The 17,757-nt window shown below is 72.4% G+C and carries 10 protein-coding genes; 6 read left to right on the top strand and 4 right to left on the bottom strand.

Going from position 1 to position 17,757, the window contains the following annotated elements:
- Together ACWGH4_RS14505 and ACWGH4_RS14500 are read right to left on the bottom strand one after the other, a co-directional pair.
- Positions 1 to 472, bottom strand: a 472-nt coding sequence (locus tag ACWGH4_RS14505) for a hypothetical protein (RefSeq protein WP_453460072.1), incomplete at its 3' end; no start/stop codon positions are given.
- A 132-nt stretch (positions 473 to 604) separates the two neighbouring features.
- On the bottom strand, positions 605 to 1,828 hold the full coding sequence (locus ACWGH4_RS14500) for a nucleotide sugar dehydrogenase (protein ID WP_453460069.1): 1,224 nt from the start codon (positions 1,826 to 1,828) through the stop codon (positions 605 to 607).
- A 271-nt stretch (positions 1,829 to 2,099) separates the two neighbouring features.
- Here ACWGH4_RS14500 and ACWGH4_RS14495 point away from each other — a divergent pair, with 271 nt between their 5' ends.
- The 6 genes from ACWGH4_RS14495 (at position 2,100) to ACWGH4_RS14470 (ending at position 15,545) form a co-directional block, all read left to right on the top strand.
- Positions 2,100 to 3,806 (top strand): FAD-dependent oxidoreductase, encoded by a 1,707-nt coding sequence (locus tag ACWGH4_RS14495; RefSeq protein WP_441263734.1) that lies wholly within the window; start codon positions 2,100 to 2,102, stop codon positions 3,804 to 3,806.
- Between the two features lie 360 nt (positions 3,807 to 4,166).
- Entirely contained in the window at positions 4,167 to 6,707 is a 2,541-nt protein-coding gene (locus ACWGH4_RS14490) for a protein kinase domain-containing protein (RefSeq protein ID WP_453460066.1), read from the top strand.
- A 126-nt stretch (positions 6,708 to 6,833) separates the two neighbouring features.
- Positions 6,834 to 10,043, top strand: coding sequence for a protein kinase (locus tag ACWGH4_RS14485; RefSeq protein ID WP_453460064.1), 3,210 nt, complete (start codon positions 6,834 to 6,836; stop codon positions 10,041 to 10,043).
- A gap of 113 nt (positions 10,044 to 10,156) precedes the next feature.
- Positions 10,157 to 11,734: a serine/threonine-protein kinase gene (locus tag ACWGH4_RS14480; RefSeq protein ID WP_453460061.1), complete on the top strand. Its 1,578-nt coding sequence runs from the start codon at positions 10,157 to 10,159 to the stop codon at positions 11,732 to 11,734.
- A gap of 178 nt (positions 11,735 to 11,912) precedes the next feature.
- The gene (locus tag ACWGH4_RS14475) at positions 11,913 to 13,529 is read left to right on the top strand and encodes a succinic semialdehyde dehydrogenase (protein ID WP_453460058.1); all 1,617 of its coding nucleotides are present in this window, start codon (positions 11,913 to 11,915) and stop codon (positions 13,527 to 13,529) included.
- Between the two features lie 63 nt (positions 13,530 to 13,592).
- Positions 13,593 to 15,545, top strand: coding sequence for a GMC oxidoreductase (locus ACWGH4_RS14470; RefSeq protein ID WP_453460056.1), 1,953 nt, complete (start codon positions 13,593 to 13,595; stop codon positions 15,543 to 15,545).
- Positions 15,546 to 15,637: 92 nt separating this feature from the next.
- On the opposite strand, the gene ACWGH4_RS14465 is transcribed toward ACWGH4_RS14470, so the two are convergent.
- Both ACWGH4_RS14465 and ACWGH4_RS14460 read right to left on the bottom strand, forming a co-directional pair.
- Positions 15,638 to 16,681, bottom strand: coding sequence for an LAETG motif-containing sortase-dependent surface protein (locus ACWGH4_RS14465; protein ID WP_453460053.1), 1,044 nt, complete (start codon positions 16,679 to 16,681; stop codon positions 15,638 to 15,640).
- A 705-nt stretch (positions 16,682 to 17,386) separates the two neighbouring features.
- On the bottom strand, positions 17,387 to 17,674 hold the full coding sequence (locus tag ACWGH4_RS14460) for a chorismate mutase (protein WP_208545425.1): 288 nt from the start codon (positions 17,672 to 17,674) through the stop codon (positions 17,387 to 17,389).
- Between the last annotated feature and the right edge of the window lie 83 nt (positions 17,675 to 17,757).

Here is a 17,757-nt window from a genome sequence, read left to right as displayed (position 1 = left end):
TCTTGGCGCCGGCGAACGCGGTGACGGCGGCGATGGCGAGGAAGACGTACGTCATGCCGTCGGCCACCTCGGTCCACGCGTCGGTCAGCAGGCTGAACTGGTCGAAGAACACGTCCGTGAAGGAGCCGTTGAGCTCCTCGGCGACGATCATCGCCATGCCGACCAGCTGGCCCAGGTACACGGCGCCGACACCGAGCACGGCGCTCACGACGGCCAGCACCGGGTTCGGGCCGCCCGCCTTGGCCGCGGCGAAGCCGATGAGGAAGCCGACGGCGACGGCCGCGTAGCCGATCTCCGCCTCGATGGCACCCGCGACGGCACCGTAGATGCCCGCGGTGACGACGGCGGTGACGACGGCGGCGACGATGCCGAGGCCGATGTTGTTGCGGACCGGGGCCGGCGGCGGCGCGGGTGCGAACTGGTCGCCACCGGCGAACGGGTTGCCGGACGGCGGCGGGACGGGCTGACTCATGGCGGATTCCCCCTGGGATCGACGGCGTCGCACCAGCGTGCGAGCGCGGTCCCGGAGACTAGCAGTCCGGTACGACGGAACGGCACTCGGTTATGGGACCGTTGCACGGCCGTGGCGGAGCCTGAAAAGGTGTCAGAGCCGGTGTGCCGCCCCGGCCGGAGTCGCCCCCCTTGTGTCCAGCAGGAGTTGGGCCTTGACCGCCAGGCCCTGGAGGTCGTACGTGCGGTGGTGCTGGACCAGGACCGTCAGGTCCGCCGCGGCGGCCGCCTCGTAGAGGGAGTCGGCGCGGGGGACGGGGACCTGGTCCATGCGCCAGTCGGGGACGTAGGGGTCGTGGTAGCTCACGGACGCGCCCAGGTCCGTCAGCCGGCGGGCGATCTCGGTGGCCGGTGAGCCCTGCAGGTCGGCGAGGTCCGGCTTGTAGGTGACGCCGAGGAGCAGGACACGGGCCCCACGGGCGGACTTGCCGTGTTCGTTGAGGAGGGTGGCGCAGCGGCGGACCACGTACTGCGGCATCCGCGAGTTGATCTCCTGCGCGAGGCCCACCATGCGCAGCGGGCGGCACGGGGTGGGGCCGGGGTCGAGGGGGACGCCGTGGCCTCCGACGCCGGGGCCCGGGCGGAAGGCCTGGAAGCCGAAGGGCTTGGTCTCCGCGCAGCGGATGACGTCCCAGAGGTCGATGCCGAGGTCGTGGCAGAGGACGGCCATCTCGTTGACGAGGGCGATGTTGACGTGCCGGAAGTTCGTCTCGAGGACCTTGACCGTCTCGGCCTCGCGCAGACCGCGGGCGCGGACCACCTTGTCGGTCAGCCGGGCGTAGAAGGCGGCCGCGGACTCCGTGCAGGCGGGGGTGAGTCCGCCGATGACCTTCGGTGTGTTGGCGTAGCCGTGCGTGCGGCGGCCGGGGTCGGTGCGGCTGGGGGAGTAGGCCAGGTGGAAGTCCCGGCCGGCCCGCAGGCCGGAGCCCTCTTCGAGGAGCGGACGGAGGAAGTCCTCCGTGGTGCCGGGCTCGACCGCCGATTCCAGCAGGACGGTGGTGTGCGGCCGCAGCCGGGACGCGAGCGCCCGGGCGGCGTCGGCGAGCGGGGTCAGGTCCAGTGTGCCGTCCGCGCCCATGGGCGTGGGCGCACAGATGACGGCGGTGCGCACGCGGCCGAGCTCGGCCGCGTCCGTGACGGTGCGGAAGCCGCCGGAGAGCATGCGCCGGATGTCGGCGGGCGTCACTCCGGCGGCGGGCTCCGTGAGCTGGCGGGGGTCGGGGTCGTAGCCGATGGTTTCGATGCCTGACGCCACGGCGGCCTGGGCGAGCGGCAGACCGAGGTGTCCGAGTCCGATGACGGCGAGATCTGCGGGCATGGCTGTGGCCGTCCTTCCCGTAGCCGAAGGGGACAGTGAGCGCAAGCCCTGTGGGCGGAACGGGCAGGCGCAATGTCAGACTAGGCGTAAATATGACCGTTCTGCCGGATTGTGGGCTCCTGGTCGAGCGAGTGTTATCCACAGGCGGTGGCTGAAGTCGGCAAGTACGGACAGAATCGACGGTGTGAGTCCGACTTTGTGAGTCCGGCATGGCGGGTTCGACGTTGTGAGACCGACCGCAGGAAATACACGGGGGCGACGGGAGGCAACAGTGAGGACAGCGACACTGGGACCCGCGGAGCGCGCCGAAGCGCTCGCCGGGATGGCCGAGCGCGAACTGGACGTGCTGGTGGTGGGCGCCGGCGTGGTCGGAGCGGGAACCGCGCTCGACGCCGCGACACGAGGACTGACGACCGGGCTGGTGGAGGCGCGCGACTGGGCCTCCGGCACCTCGAGCAGGTCGAGCAAGCTGATCCACGGCGGACTGCGCTATCTGGAAATGCTCGACTTCGCCCTGGTGAGGGAGGCACTCAAGGAGCGCGGGCTGCTGCTCGAGCGGCTCGCCCCGCACCTGGTCAAGCCGGTGCCGTTCCTCTATCCGCTCCAGCACAAGGGATGGGAGCGGTTGTACGCCGGCTCCGGTGTCGCGCTGTACGACGCGATGTCGGTGTCCTCGGGACACGGGCGGGGGCTGCCCGTCCACCGGCACCTCTCCCGCCGGCACGCCCTGCGGGTCGCCCCCGCGCTGAAGAAGAACGCCCTCGTCGGGGCCCTTCAGTACTACGACGCCCAGATGGACGACGCCCGCTTCGTGACGACCCTGGTGCGCACCGCCGCGAGCTACGGCGCCCAAGTCGCCAGCCGCGCCCGGGTGGTCGGCTTCCTGCGGGAGGGCGAGCGGGTGGTGGGAGCCCGGGTGCTCGACGTGGAGGCGGGCGGTGAGTACGAGATCCGGGCCCGGCAGGTCGTCAATGCCACCGGGGTGTGGACGGACGACACGCAGGCGCTGATCGGGGAGCGCGGGCAGTTCCATGTGCGCGCCTCCAAGGGCATCCACCTCGTGGTGCCGAAGGACCGCATCCACTCCACGACCGGGCTGATCCTGCGCACGGAGAAGTCCGTGCTGTTCGTCATCCCCTGGGGACGGCACTGGATCGTCGGCACCACCGACACCGGCTGGGACCTCGACAAGGCGCACCCCGCCGCCTCCAGCGCCGACATCGACTACTTGTTGGAGCACGTCAATTCGGTGCTCGCCGTGCCGCTCACCCGGGACGACGTGGAGGGGGTCTACGCCGGGCTGCGGCCCCTGCTCGCCGGCGAGTCGGACGCCACCAGCAAGCTGTCGCGCGAGCACACGGTGGCGCACCCCGTGCCGGGGCTCGTCGTCGTCGCCGGCGGCAAGTACACGACGTACCGGGTGATGGCGAAGGACGCCGTGGACGCGGCGGTGCACGGCCTCGACCAGCGGGTGGCGGCCTGTGTCACGGAGGACACGCCGCTGCTCGGCGCCGAGGGGTACCGCGCCCTCTGGAACGCCAGGGCGAGGATCGCCGAGCGGACGGGTCTTCATGTGGTGCGCATCGAGCACCTGTTGAACCGCTACGGCGCCATGACGGAGGAACTGCTCGCCCTCATCGCGGAGGACCAGACGCTCGGCGATCCCCTGAGCGGCGCGGACGACTACCTGCGGGCCGAGATCGTCTATGCCGCGTCGCACGAGGGCGCCCGCCATCTCGACGACGTGATGACCCGGCGTACCCGAATCTCGATCGAGACCTTCGACCGGGGGACGCGCAGCGCACGCGAGTGCGCCGAGCTGATGGCCCCGGTACTGGGCTGGGAGAAGGCGCAGATCGAGAAGGAGGTCGAGCACTACGAGAAGAGGGTGGAAGCGGAACGGGAGTCGCAGCGGCAGCCGGACGACCAGACGGCGGACGCGGCGCGGCTGGGCGCGCCGGACATCGTGCCGCTCTGATCCGGCCTGCCTCGATCCGGACTGCCCCGATCCGGCCTGCCCTGACCTGGACTGCCTTGGTTCGGAGTGCCTTGATCCGGTCAGGTCGGTCTCTGATGGCCCGTCGCCCGGGGGGAACCGGCCCGCTGCGAGGGCGGTTGCGGAGTCCGGGCACGCCTCCGACCAGTGCGGGGGTGGGCTTCACGCCGTGTGATGGCATGGTGGGTGGCGTATTCGGGTGCGCCCGGCACGCCGCTGGGTGGACCCGGACGACGTACCGGTCCCGGGGTGAGGGACAATGGGCGCTCTGCCAGGGCGGGTTACCGCATCGCGCGGAAAGCGGCAGGCGCGGGCGAAGATCAGGGATCGCAGAGGGGACGCATGTCGGAGGCTGAGCAGTCGCGGAAGCCCCAGCGGGGGGCCGGCTTCGCCGGCGAGGATGCGGACTCTGCCGCGGGCGCGGGGGCCGGTTCCGCCGGCGGGGGCGAAGGTTCCGCCGCCGGCGCGGCGGACCCGAAGACGGCCGAAGCGGACGCGTCCCCCGAAGTGAAGGACGCCGCCCCGGAGGTCAAGGACGCGGTCCCCGAGGACAAGAGCGAGGACGGCGACGTCGCAGCGGGCGCCGCGGGCCCGGACGTCTCCGGCGCGGTCGGGGCCGATGACGAGGACGTGGCCGCCGGCGGTGCCCCTGCCGGGACGGAGGACGCCCGGAAGCCCGGTCTCGACTCCCGGAGCGCGGGCGTGACGACTGCTCAGGACGACCCGCGGAAGGATGCGCAGGGCGATGCCCGCGGCGCTGCCTCGGCGGACACGAAGCCTGCTGTCGCCGCCGAGGACGCGAAGCCTGCCGCCGAGGACGCGAAGCCGCTGTCCGTCACGAAGGCCGGTAGGCACCCGGCGGAGCCCGCGGACGCGCCGGCCGGGCAGGGGGCGGCCACCGGTACGAGCTCCCGGGCGCCCGCCGACGGCGACCGTGGCGCGGGCTCGCAGGCCGCCGCGGCGAAGTCCGCCCCCGCGGACCGGACCGGCCGTGCCGGGGGCGCGGGTGCGCCGCTTTCCAAGGGACGCGGCGCCACCGGTTCCGAGGGCCGCCTGCTCGCCGGGCGTTACCGTCTCGGCGGCGTCCTCGGGCGCGGCGGCATGGGCACGGTGTGGCGCGCGGTCGACGAGACCCTCGGCCGTACCGTCGCCGTCAAGGAACTGCGCTTCCCCAACAGCATCGACGACGATGAGAAGCGCCGGCTCATCACGCGCACCCTGCGCGAGGCCAAGGCCATCGCCCGCATCCGCAACAACAGCGCCGTGACCGTCTACGACGTCGTCGACGAGGACGACCGCCCGTGGATCGTCATGGAGCTCGTCGAGGGCAAGTCCCTGGCCGAGGTCGTACGGGAGGACGGCGTCCTCACGCCCCGCCGGGCGGCCGAGGTGGGTCTGGCGATCCTCGACGTACTGCGCTCCGCGCACCGCGAGGGCATCCTGCACCGTGACGTGAAGCCGTCCAACGTGCTGATCGGCCGTGACGGCCGCGTCGTGCTCACCGACTTCGGTATCGCGCAGGTCGAGGGCGACCCGTCGATCACCTCGACCGGCATGCTCGTCGGCGCCCCGTCGTACATCTCGCCCGAGCGCGCCCGCGGCCACAAGCCGGGACCGGCGGCCGACCTCTGGTCGCTCGGCGGCCTGCTCTACGCGAGCGTCGAGGGCTGCCCGCCGTACGACAAGGGCTCGGCGATCGCGACGCTGACCGCCGTGATGACCGAGCCGCTCGACCCGCCGAAGAACGCGGGCCCGCTGGAGGAGGTCATCTACGGCCTGCTCGCCAAGGACCCCGCCCAGCGGCTGGACGACGCCGGCGCCCGCGCCCTGCTCACCCAGGTGGTGAACGCGCCGGAGGCGCCGGTGCTGCCCCCTGAGCCCGAGCCGTCGCCCGAGGCGACCCGCGCCATCAGGCTGCCGTCCGTGCCTCCCGTCCCTGCGGCCGGGCCGAAGGACCCCGCCGCCGACCGGGTCCGTGGCGCGCTGCGTTCCGTGCGCAACGCGGCCGCCGCCGTGAAGACGGAGTCGAAGCCGCAGCCCGCGCCGGGCGGATCCGCACGGCCTGCCGCGCCGGTGCGCGCACCGCTCACCGACGTGGTGCCCCGCCGCACGCTGGTGATCATCGCGGCCGTCGCACTGCTCGCCGTGCTGTCCACCGTGCTGGTCTTCGCCTTCCGTGACGACGACACCGGGAACCAGGGCAAGGGCAAGGACGAGACCGCCGCTTCGGCCGGCTCCACCGCCGGTGGCGGAGAGGACAAGGCGACCGGTGGTGCGGGCAGCGACGCGAGTCCCGACAGCGGTGACGACACCGGCAAGGACGACGGCAAGGAGGAGGACGGCGGGCAGGGCGGCAGCACCGGCAGCCCGGACGCCCCGCCGTCGGGTGACCCCAAGGGCGACGACTCGGCGGGCGGCGACACGCTGCCGGCCGGGTACGTGATGGTCTCCAACGACCGCTGGCACTTCACCATGGCCATGCCCTCTAACTTCAGGCTCACCGGTGTGGCCGGCCAGAACTCGGGCGGCAAGTTCAGCGTCGACGGCGGAGTCCCGCGTGTCCAGGTCGACTTCAACAACAGCCCCAAGGACGACGCGGCGGCCGCATGGGCCGCGGCGGTCGCCGGTGTCAGCGCCACGAGCAACGGCTACAAGCACCTGGGGATAGGGACGGTCGAGTACAACGGCTATCCGACCGTCGCGGACTGGCAGTTCGAGCGCAACGAGAAGGGCCAGCGGGTACGTATCCTGAACAGGGGCTTCAAGGTCGACGCCAGACGCGGCTACTCGATCATGATCACCTGCAAGGCGAGCGAGTGGCGCAGCAAGGAGTGCGAGACGCTGCGCAAGACGGCGTTCGCCACGTTCAGCCCCAAGGACTGACCCAGGACACGTATCGTGAGAACCCGCGGACGGTACGCAGCGACAAGAGGCCGGTGAGCGACCGGATTTGACGGCTTCTTGCGTTGTTTTCGTGCCGGCCGGGGACAGCGCGCTCGGGGAGGCGTCGTGGACGACTATGCGGGAAGGGTGCTCGCCGACCGCTACCGCCTGCCGTTGCCGCCGTCCGACGAGTACGAATTCGCGGAGACCCGCGCGTTCGACACCTACAGCGGACATGAAGTCCTGGTGCGGCAGGTGCCGTTGCCGGAGATCGTCGACGCGGAGGTGCTCGACGAGGACGGCCTCGCCGGTGCGTCGGTGCCGCGGCGGACCCACGGCGGCCGAGGCGGCGGCACGACACGCCGCCCCACGGACCCGGCGGTCCGGCGGGCGGTCGAGGCGGCACAGGCGGCCGCGCAGATCCCCGACCACCCGCGACTGGACCAGGTTTTCGACGTCTTCGCCGAGGACGGCTCGCTGTGGATAGTGAGCGAACGGGTCGCGGCCAGGCCCCTGGCGGCGCTGCTCGCGGAGAAGCCGCTCACCCCGTACCGGGCGGCGGAGATCGCCTCCGACGTTCTGACCGCCCTGCGCGTCCTGCACGCCCACGGCTGGACGCACCGGAACATCACGGTGCGCACGGTCCTCGTCTGCGAGGACGGACGTGTGGTCCTCACCGGTCTGGCGTCCGGCGCCGCGGAGGAGGCGCTGTGCGGCTACGCGCCGGTACCGGAGCCGGACGCGGACCCGGACACCGACGACGGGCCGGAACGGGACCACGGGCCGGGTCCAGGGCCGGCGCCGGAGCTCGACGCCGGTGACGCGCCCGCACGCGGACGCGAGGTGGAGGCCGCGTCCGGCCGTCCCGTCCTGCCGCAGCAGAGCGGCCCCTCCACCGGTGTGCCCGACGTGCGTGCCGCCCGTGCGGGGGCGATCGCGGCCTACCGCGCCGGTGCCCGTGCCGGGGCACGGTCGGGCGAGAGCCGTCGCCAGGACGACAACGCCGACGCCCGTGACCGCTTGGAGCAGGACGGTCTCGACCCCGACTGGTGGGCCCGCCGACCCGACGAGGGGCGCCGAGGTCTGCTCGGGCTCGGCGGCGTCCGGGACGAGGACGACGACACGGACTTCGAGGACCTGGGTCTCGGCCTGCTCGGCATGCCGCCGCGCGACGCGGAGGACCACGGCCGTGAGCAGCGGCACGAGGACCGTTACGACGCAGGTCGGTACGGAGACCCGTACGACGCGGACCGTCGTCAGGACCGCTACGACGCGGACCGTCGTCAGGACCGCTACGACGCGGACCGTCATGAGGACCGCTACGACGACCGTCATGAGGACGGGTACGACGCGGACCGGTACGGGAGCCCGTACGGCGCGGAACGTGACGAGGGCCCGTACCGGGACGGCGGGGACCGGGGCCGGTTCGGCAGTGGCCGGGACGAGGAGCGTCACGGCGAAGGCCCGTACGACCGGGACCGGGACGGCGAGGGGCCGTCGCAGGACGGCCCCGGTCGCGTCCGGCTGACCGGCACCTGGCACGACGCGCCGTTCGCCGGCCGGGAGGGCACCGGTTCGCTGCCCGCCGGAGGCGGCGGCCCTCGGGGCATCACCGGGCGTCCCGCGCTGCCGGGCGCGCGCCCGCACGACCCGTACCGCGACGACCCCTACGGGGTGCGCAGGGAGGGCGGGGAACCCCTCCGTGACGTCCGGCCCGCGCTGCCCGTCGCACGGGCGGACGGCGGCCCGGGAAGCGGCGGCCGGCCGGCCGGTGGACAGCGCCCCGCCCTCCCCGCGGCGCGTACGGACAGCGCGGCCGGGGGCAGTTGGCACCGCGGCGGTGACGCGTTGCGTGCCGACGCACAGCGCCGACCCGCCGCCACGGACGGCACGGCGGCCCCCGGCCGCTGGGACGAGGTCGTTGCCGCCGGCGGCTCCGCCCCGTACCGCGGCCCCGCGACACCCCTGGCCGCGGAACGGGCACGCCAGGCGCGGATCACCGTGGTCGGTGCCGTGACGGAACGGTGGGCGCCCGAGCAGGCCGGCCCCGTCCATGAGAACTGGCAGCTCGCCGCGCCCGTGGGCCCGGCGACCGACCTGTGGGCGCTGGGGGCGCTGCTGTACCGGGCCGTCCAGGGGCACGCCCCCTACCCGGAGGAGAGCGCCGCCGAGCTCGTCCAGCTCGTGTGCGCGGAGCCGCCCGCCTTCGCGGAGGAGTGCGGCGCGCTGCGGCCGGTCGTCGAGTCGCTGCTGCGTCAGGACCCGACGGAGCGGCCGGACTTCGAGGAGCTGCGCGGCTGGCTGCGTTCCCTCGTCCGTTCGGCGCCGGAGCCCGAGGCCGGGACGGACGTCGTTCCCCTGCCGCCCGGGGCGGTCGACGGGTCGCGGCTGCCGATCGTCCGGCGCCGGGGCGAGCTCGTCCGCAGGCGCCGCGGAGGCGGTCCCGACGCGCACGGCCGCCACCGCCACAAGAAGACCAGGAGCCGGGACAGAGCAGGAGGCAGGGGCGGGGAAGGGCGCAGGGACAGGCCCGTCGCCCAGGTCCCGCCGCCGCGGCGCGCCTACGAGGAGACGTACGAGAGCTCCTACGACACATCGAACCGGAGGTCCTACCAGGCCACGGGGCGGAAGCCGCGCGCACTCGGCCGCACGCTTCTGCTGGTGATCCTGCTCGCCCTGGTGGCCGCGATCACCTACGCCGTGCTGTTCATGCCGAAGGCGGACGACGGGCAGCGGTCGCCGCAGGGCAGGGAGGCGGGCACCGGGCCGTCGCAGCAGGACCCGAGCCCCGGCCGTACGGGCGCGGGCGCCGGCCCGGAACCGACACCCACCGGTTCGCCCGGGTCCCAGCAGCCGCAGACCTCCGCCCCGGCCGGTGAACTTCCCGCCGGCTATGAGCTCCGGGACGACCCGGAGGGCTTCCGGATCGCCGTTGACCGGACGTGGCAGCGCCGGCCGATCAACGATGCCGGGCAAGTCCGTTACACCAGCGGCGATTTCACACTCATCGTCGTGCCGGGCCGGGACACCGTCCAGGCGAACGGCGACGACCCGCTGGTCTATCAGCGGGACAAGGAGCCCGAACTCCAGCCCTTCCGCGACTCCTCGTGGGCGAGCGCCACCGGGCTGCGCCGTATCGACGTCGGCCGACAGGCCATGGCCGAGGGCCAGTTCACCTGGCAGGACAGCAACGGCCGTGAGGTGTACGTGCGTAACCTCGCGCTCGCCGTCGACGGCACCTATCACGTCGTCCAGGTGATCGGACCGGAAGCACAGCGTGACAAAGTGACCGAGGTCTTCGAGCAGGCCACGGCGAGTTACCGTTCCGCCCGCTGAGTGCGCGTGCGCGCACGGAACGCGCATCACAGTGCGGTCACTTGAGGCGTCCGATGTTCCGTGGCCGTACATCCCCTCCGTAACCTGTCATTCCAAGGAACGGGGCGGGGTACGTGGAACACACTCACAGCACAGGCACCGGTCTGCTGCTCGCCGGGCGTTACCGGCTGGGCGAGACCATCGGCCGTGGCGGTATGGGCAAGGTATGGCGCGCCCATGACGAGGTGCTCCACCGGGTGGTGGCGGTCAAGGAGTTGACCGCGGGGCTCTACGTGTCGGAGGCCGACCGGGCCGTCCTGCACGCCCGCACCCAGAAGGAGGCCCGCGCGGCCGCGCGCATCAGCCATCCCGGTGTCGTCACCGTGCACGACGTGCTCGAGCACGACGCGCGGCCCTGGATCGTCATGCAGTACGTCGACGGCCCCTCACTCGCGGACGCGGTCAAGGAGCCCGGGCGGATCGACGAGACGGAGGCGGCCCGGATCGGGCTGCACATCCTGGGGGCGCTGGGCGCCGCGCACGCCGCCGGGGTGCTCCACCGGGACATCAAGCCGGCCAACGTCCTGCTGGCCAAGGACGGCCGGGCCCTCATAACGGACTTCGGGATCGCGGCCATCGAGGGCGATTCGACGATCACCAGGACGGGCGAGATCGTCGGTTCGATCGACTACCTCGCGCCGGAACGGGTCCGCGGCCACGACCCCGGCCCCGCCTCGGACCTGTGGTCGCTGGGCGCGACGCTGTACACGGCGGTGGAGGGACGGTCGCCGTTCCGGCGGTCCTCGCCGCTGTCGACCATGCAGGCCGTGGTCGACGAGGAACCGCCCGCGCCGGTGCGGGCGGGGAGGCTCGCTCCGGTGATCCTGGCGCTGCTGCGCAAAGAGCCGTCGCACCGGCCCTCCGCGGCCGAGGCGGAGCGGATGCTGACGGACGCCATGGAGGGCCGTGGGCCGGTGGAGACGGGGCGTGCGCGGGTGCCGACGCAGCGGCTGCCGCAGCCGGGCGCCGAGGTGGACCGGTCCCGCACCGTACCGGTGCCCGGGCCCTCGCAGGCCAGCGGCCGTCGCGGCGGGCGCGTCCGCACGGCGGTGATCGCCGTCGTGCTGGCGGCGGTGCTGGGTGGCGCCGCGGGCCTGGCGATGCAGTACGCGGGCGACGGCGGGGACGGCCGTAAGGGAGAGGCCGCGGCCGCCGGGACGGGCGGCGCCGAGAGCACCGCGCCGGAGGATGCCGGGATTCCCGAGGGCTGGCGACGCGTCAAGGACGTGGCGGGCTTCAGCCTCTGGGTGCCCGACGGCTGGCGGCGTCAGGCGGACGGCAACCAGATCGACTACACCCCCGACAACGGCCGCCACCGCATCCGCATCAGCATCGACCCGGCGCCCGACCACGAGAACCCGTACATGCACATGCTCGACATGCAGAAGAGCCTCAAGAAGCGCCTGCCGGAGTACCGCCGGGTGCAGCTCCACCCGAACACGTTCCGGGACCGGACGCAGTCCGCGATCTGGGAGTTCACCTGGACGGAGAGCAAGGAACATCCCGGACCCCGGCGGGCGATCGACCAGATGTACTACGAGGACGACGGCACGGAATACGCCCTCTACATGTCCGGCCCCGCACACGACTGGGTGACGACCCGCGAGCAGTTCGACACCATGCTGCGGGGATGGCGGCCCCCGGCGCCGTGAACCGGGCCACGCGACTCCCCGAGGCGGCCGGGAAAATTGCCGGGCGTGCCTGCGGGCCGATGAATAGGGCCTGATCAGGGGTTATGTGCCAGTGATCGCTGGCACGGTCGTGTGAGCATGGTGAAAAGGTGTTACCGACGGGTACCCAAAGTGCTGCTCTGCGCCTACTCTCGCCCCCATGACGGACTCGCAGGCCACCGCGGCCGCCCTCGGCACCAACCCGACAGCCGCCGCTCCGGCCGGCGCGCGCACCGCCGCCGACGTGGTGACCCCCGAACTGGTCGCCCGGCTGACCAAGTCGGTGGCCGGCTCCGGCCGCACGGCCAACCACGCGCCGTTCACGGGCGAGCAGCTGGCCGAACTCCCCGAGTCCACCCCCGAGGACGTGGCCACGGCCTTCGAGCGGGCACGCGCCGCCCAGCCCGCATGGGCCGCCACCCCGGTCCGTGCCCGCGCGGCCGTCCTGCTGCGCTTCCACGACCTGGTCCTCCAGCGCCAGGCGGAGGTCCTGGACCTGATCCAGCTGGAGACCGGCAAGGCCCGCCTGCACGCCCACGAGGAGGTGCAGGCCGTCGCCGTCGCCGCCCGCCACTACGGACGCAAGGCGCCCTCGTACCTGAAGGCCAAGCGGCACACCGGTGTCGTCCCCGTCCTCACGAAGACGACCGAACTGCGCCATCCGCGCGGTGTGGTGGGACAGATCGCGCCGTGGAACTACCCGCTGGAACTGTCCGTCGGCGACGCGCTGCCCGCCTTCGTCACCGGCAACGCTGTCGTGATGAAGCCCGACACCGAGACGGCGCTGACCGCCCTGTGGGCGCGCGACCTGCTCGTCGAGGCGGGACTGCCGGCCGAGGTCTTCCAGGTCGTCATCGGGGACGGCCCGGTCGTCGGCCCCGAGGTCGTCAAGCACGCCGACTACGTGTCGTTCACCGGCTCCACCCGTACCGGCCGCGAGGTGGCACAGGGAGCCGCCGCCCGCCTCATCGGCGTCTCCCTCGAACTCGGCGGCAAGAACGCCATGCTGGTCCTCCACGACGCGGACGTCGAGAAGGCCGCGGCCGGAGCGGTGCGCGCCTGCTTCTCCTCCGCCGGCCAGCTGTGCATATCGATCGAGCGGCTGTACGTGCACGAGTCCGTCGCCGACGACTTCCTCGAGCGGTTCGCCGCCAGGACCAAGGCCATGCGGCTCGGCAACTCCCTCGCCTACGGGGCCGACATGGGCTCCCTCGTCGGCGAGCGCCAGCTCGAGACCGTCACCCGCCATGTCGAGGAGGCCGTCGCCAAGGGCGCCAGGCTCCTCGCCGGCGGTGTCGCGCGGCCCGACATCGGCCCGCTCTTCTACGAGCCCACCATCCTCGACGGAGTCGAGGCCCCGATGGCCGTGTGCACGGAGGAGACCTTCGGCCCGGTGGTCTCCGTGTACCGCTTCACCGACGAGGACGACGTCATCGCCCAGGCCAACGCCACCCCGTACGGCCTCAACTCGAGCGTCTGGACCAAGGACGCCCGCCGTGGACACGCCGTCGCCGCCAAGCTGCGCACCGGCACCGTCAACATCAACGAGGGCTACGCGCCGGCGTACGGCAGCGTCCAGTCCCCGATGGGCGGCATGAAGGACTCCGGGCTCAGCCGGCGTCACGGCTCCGAGGGCATCCTCAAGTACACGGAGGCGCAGACCGTGTCCCAGCAGCGTCTGCTGCCGCTCGCGCCGTCGTTCGGCATGGACGACGAGAAGTACGCGGCGTTCATGAGCGTCAGCCTCAAGGCGATGAAGGCCTTCCGTCTGCGCTGACCCGCCCGGTCCGGCGGCCCCCGCGACCCGCACCCGCACGCCCGCACCTGCATGAGGAGAGCCATGTCCGAGGTATCCCCTGCCCGAAACCGGGCCGCGGACGACGACACGCGGTACGACTACGACGTGATCGTCGTCGGCTCCGGCTTCGGCGGCTCCGTGTCCGCCCTCCGACTGACCGAGAAGGGCTACCGGGTCGGCGTCCTGGAGGCGGGCCGCCGCTTCACCCGCGAGTCCCTGCCCAAGAACTCCTGGGACCTGCGCAACTACCTCTGGGCACCGGCCCTCGGCCTCTTCGGCATCCAGCGCATCCACCTGCTCGGGAACGTGATGGTGCTGGCGGGAGCGGGCGTGGGCGGCGGCTCCCTCAACTACGCGAACACGCTCTACGTGCCGCCCGCGCCGTTCTTCAACGACCCGCAGTGGAAGGACATCACGGACTGGCAGGAGGAGCTGAAGCCCTATTACGACCAGGCCCGGCGCATGCTCGGCGTGCGGCTCAACCCGACGATGACCCCCTCCGACGTCCATCTGAAGGCGACCGCGGAGGCCATGGGCGTCGGGGACAGCTTCCACATGGCGCCCGTCGGAGTGTTCTTCGGGGACGGCGACGACGCCGACGGGACGGTGCGGGCCAAGCCCGGCCAAGAGGTGGCCGACCCGTACTTCGGGGGCGCCGGTCCCTCCCGCAGGGCGTGCAGCGAGTGCGGCGAGTGCATGACGGGCTGCCGGCACGGCGCGAAGAACACGCTCAACGAGAACTACCTGTACCTGGCGGAGAAGGCGGGCGCCACCGTGCACCCGATGACGTCCGTGGTCGCCGTCACGGAGGACTCGCGGGGCGGTTTCGCGATCAAGACGCTGCCAAGCGACAACAGGCGCAAGGGGAAGGGCCGTACGTTCACGGCCCGCCGCGTCGTCATCGCCGCCGGCACGTACGGCACACAGACCCTGCTGCACCGGATGAAGGACGGCGGACTGCTGCCGCGGCTGTCCGCACGGCTCGGCGAGCTGACCCGCACCAACTCGGAGGCGCTGGTCGGCGCCCAGACCGACAACCGGCGCTACCGCAAGCGGCACGGCGCGGAACGGGTCGACTTCACCCGTGGCGTCGCCATCACGTCCTCGATCCACCCGAACGAGAACACCCACATCGAGCCCGTGCGCTACGGGAGGGGCTCGAACGCGATGGGCGGCATGACCGTCCTTCAGGTGCCCTACCGGGCGAAGGGCCGCGTCGTCGGCTGGCTCGGCAACATGGCCAGGCACCCGTTTCTCGCGGTCCGCGCCCTGTCCAACCGGCGCTGGTCGGAACGGACCATCATCGGCCTGGTCATGCAGTCGCTCGACAACTCGCTGACGACGTACCGCAAGCCGAAGGGGATCGGCAAGGGACTGCTCACCGCCCGCCAGGGCCACGGCGCCCCCAATCCGAACCAGATCCCAGAGGCGACCCGCGCGGCGTCCCTGCTCGCCGAGGAGATCAACGGCTTCGCGGGCTCCAACATCGGCGAAGTGATGGGCACCCCGCTCACCGCGCACTTCCTCGGCGGCTGCCCGATCGGCGCCACGGCGGCGGACGGCGTCATCGACCCGTACCACCGGCTGTACGGCCACCCGGGCATCTCCGTCGTGGACGGCTCCGCGGTGTCGGCGAACCTCGGTGTCAACCCGTCGCTGACCATCACGGCCCAGGCGGAGCGGGCGATGTCGTTCTGGCCGAACAAGGGCGAGGACGACCCGCGCCCGGCCCAGGGCCGCGCGTACGAACGCCTGACCCCGGTCGCGCCCAAGGCCCCGGCCGTACCGGCGGACGCGTTCGGCGCGCTGAAGCTGCCGTTCCTCGGCATGCCGGCACTCCCGCCGAAGAAGACGGCCGAGCAGGAGAAGAGGGCCGAGCCGCAGAAGACCGTTCGACCGAAGAAGGCGGCGGAACCGAACGAGACGGCCGCTGTGGTGGCCGAGAAGACGGCCGGCTCCGAGCAGGCGGCTCTGCCCAAGCCTCAGGAGGCCTGAGCGCCCCTCGGGCGCTCCGCACGCACGAAGGCCGCTGCACCCCCCTCCGAGTGCAGCGGCCTTGGTGGCTCTGTGTGCCTGAGCTTCAGGCGTTACGCGGTGGCGTCACCACGGCGGCGCTTCATCGCGAAGACGACACCGGCGCCGGCGAGGATCGCGACACCGCCGACCGCGCCGATGACCGGCAGGGTCGAGTCGGAGCCGGTCTCGGCGAGGTTGCCGGTGACCGGGAGCTCCTTCACGTCACCCTGGGGCTTGGTGTCGGGGCCCTTGTCCTTGCCCTCGCCGTCACCCGGCTCGGCCTCGCCCGGGTTCGGGTTCGGGGAGCCCGGCTTCAGGACGGTGAAGTCGGCGTACACGCCGGCGTTCTCCGCGATGCACTCCTGGCCGTCGACGTCGCCCAGATAGCCGCCGGAGCCGAAGGAGTAGCTTTCGGCGGCCGGAGCGGTCTTGGCCACGTTGAGGCGGAGGTCGATCTTCACGAAGTCCTTGGACTTCATGGTCTCGACGCCCCAGAAGTAGTCACCGGCCCACTCCGAGTCGCCGATCCGCTCCCACTGGTCGGTGCCCGGGAGACGGAACTGCAGCTCGACGTGCTTGCTGAGCCACTTGTCCTCTTCGAACTGGTCGTTCTCGACCTCGGCGTAGAAGGCGACCTCCTTGAGGTCGGCCTTGGAGTTGTTGGTGATCGTGAGGTTGAACTCCTCCCAGCCGCTGCCGGCCACGATCTTGCCGGGCAGGCCGCTGATCTCGAGGCCGAGGGCCTTCTCCTCCCAGTTCTCGTCCAGCTCCTCGCAGTACGGCGGCTCCTCGGGGTCCTCAGGGTCCTGGGTGGGAGCGGAGGTCGAGGGCGAAGGCGCGGGGGAGGTGGTCTCGGACCCGGTCGGGGACGGAGACGTGGTCTCGGACCCGGTGGGAGCGGGGGAGGTGGTTTCCGACCCGGTCGGGGCGGGGGAGGTGGTCTCGGACCCGGTCGGGGACGGAGACGCGGTCTCGGACCCGGTGGGAGCCGGGGAGGTGGTCTCCGTTGCCGAAGGGCTCGGGTCCGTCGCGAACGCGGCCGGCGCCGCCAGGAACGTGGCAGGGGCGATGACAGCGGTCGCGGCGGCGACGGCCATGGCACGGCGAAGCTTCATTGAGACCTCAGTGAAGTCCGGGTACCGCCGGACGCGGTACGAAGGCTGGTTGTGACCCCCCGGCACCACGGTGGGTGCGAACAGCTGAGGTCCTTGTTACGCATGCATGACCGGTGACCAGGGTGATTGGTTGCACGCCGACTCACAGGATCTTTATGTGACGTGCGCCACAGGCGTGACCATGGCCGGATCGTTCCGGACGCACCGGCGACAGTTCGCAACGGTGGCGGGCCGCGGGGCCGCGGGGCCGAGGGCCGCACCGCGTCGTGGGGAGGGGGGCGCCGGCCGGCCGCGACGGAAGCGCAGGGCGGGTCCGAGCTTCGGTGACGGGACGCGGAGAGTGGGTCCCGTGGTCGGCGACGGGGCGCGGGGAGAGGGGGACGTGCCCGTGCCGGGTCGTACGGGACGGGGTGACGGGCGTGCGCGACCGTCGGAACCGGATGCGGCCGGCACCGGGCGTCCCCGGGGCCGACCGCTTGGGGTGACCGGGCTGCTGTCCCCTGCCGACCGGTCACGCGCGCTGGTGCGAGGTCCCACGACGTACCTGCAGCACGTCACACGCACCAGCGGAGCCACGCGTGGTTTTCTTCGAGGCCGCCCCTGGCTGGCACGGACAACGGGACCAACGAAGACCGGCGGGGCGCGTCACGCGCCGTACGGGTGAGGATGCGCCCGAACGCAGATACGCAGGAGTACCCGGGCCGGTCAGATCCGGCCCCGGCACAGCTCCAGCATCGTCATCGCGATCGACGTGCCCGGCTTGCCCAGCGCGTCCCTGTAGTGCCCCAGTACCTCCATCTCGCGCGCCAGGTTCACCCGGCGGCCGCCAGAGGCGATCCGGGCGTCCTGGATGACGGCCGAGACGGCCATCCGTTCCTGGATCAGGCCGATGATCCGGTCGTCGAGCGCGTCGATGCGCTCACGCGCTCCGGTGATCACCGTGGCGGCCGTCTCGGTGCGGGCGCCGGTCTTCTCGGTCTCGGTGACGGACATCTCATGGGCTCCTCGGGTATCGGTGGGGCCCCGGATCGGCACGGCCCGGAAACGCACAAGCGCCCCGGGCCTTGTCGGCCCGG

Source organism: Streptomyces sp. NPDC054847 (assembly GCF_053610925.1).
Note: the sequence above shows the minus strand (reverse complement) of the source record. Positions and strands in the feature narration are given on the sequence as shown.

Excerpts from the sequence above, each read along its gene's own strand:
- ACWGH4_RS14500 (WP_453460069.1), bottom strand. The coding sequence starts at position 1,828 with ATGCCCGCAGATCTCGCCGTCATCGGACTCGGACACCTCGGTCTGCCG.
- ACWGH4_RS14490 (WP_453460066.1), top strand. The coding sequence starts at position 4,167 with ATGTCGGAGGCTGAGCAGTCGCGGAAGCCCCAGCGGGGGGCCGGCTTC.
- ACWGH4_RS14475 (WP_453460058.1), top strand. The coding sequence starts at position 11,913 with ATGACGGACTCGCAGGCCACCGCGGCCGCCCTCGGCACCAACCCGACA.
- ACWGH4_RS14470 (WP_453460056.1), top strand. The coding sequence starts at position 13,593 with ATGTCCGAGGTATCCCCTGCCCGAAACCGGGCCGCGGACGACGACACG.
- ACWGH4_RS14465 (WP_453460053.1), bottom strand. The coding sequence starts at position 16,681 with ATGAAGCTTCGCCGTGCCATGGCCGTCGCCGCCGCGACCGCTGTCATC.
- ACWGH4_RS14460 (WP_208545425.1), bottom strand. The coding sequence starts at position 17,674 with ATGTCCGTCACCGAGACCGAGAAGACCGGCGCCCGCACCGAGACGGCC.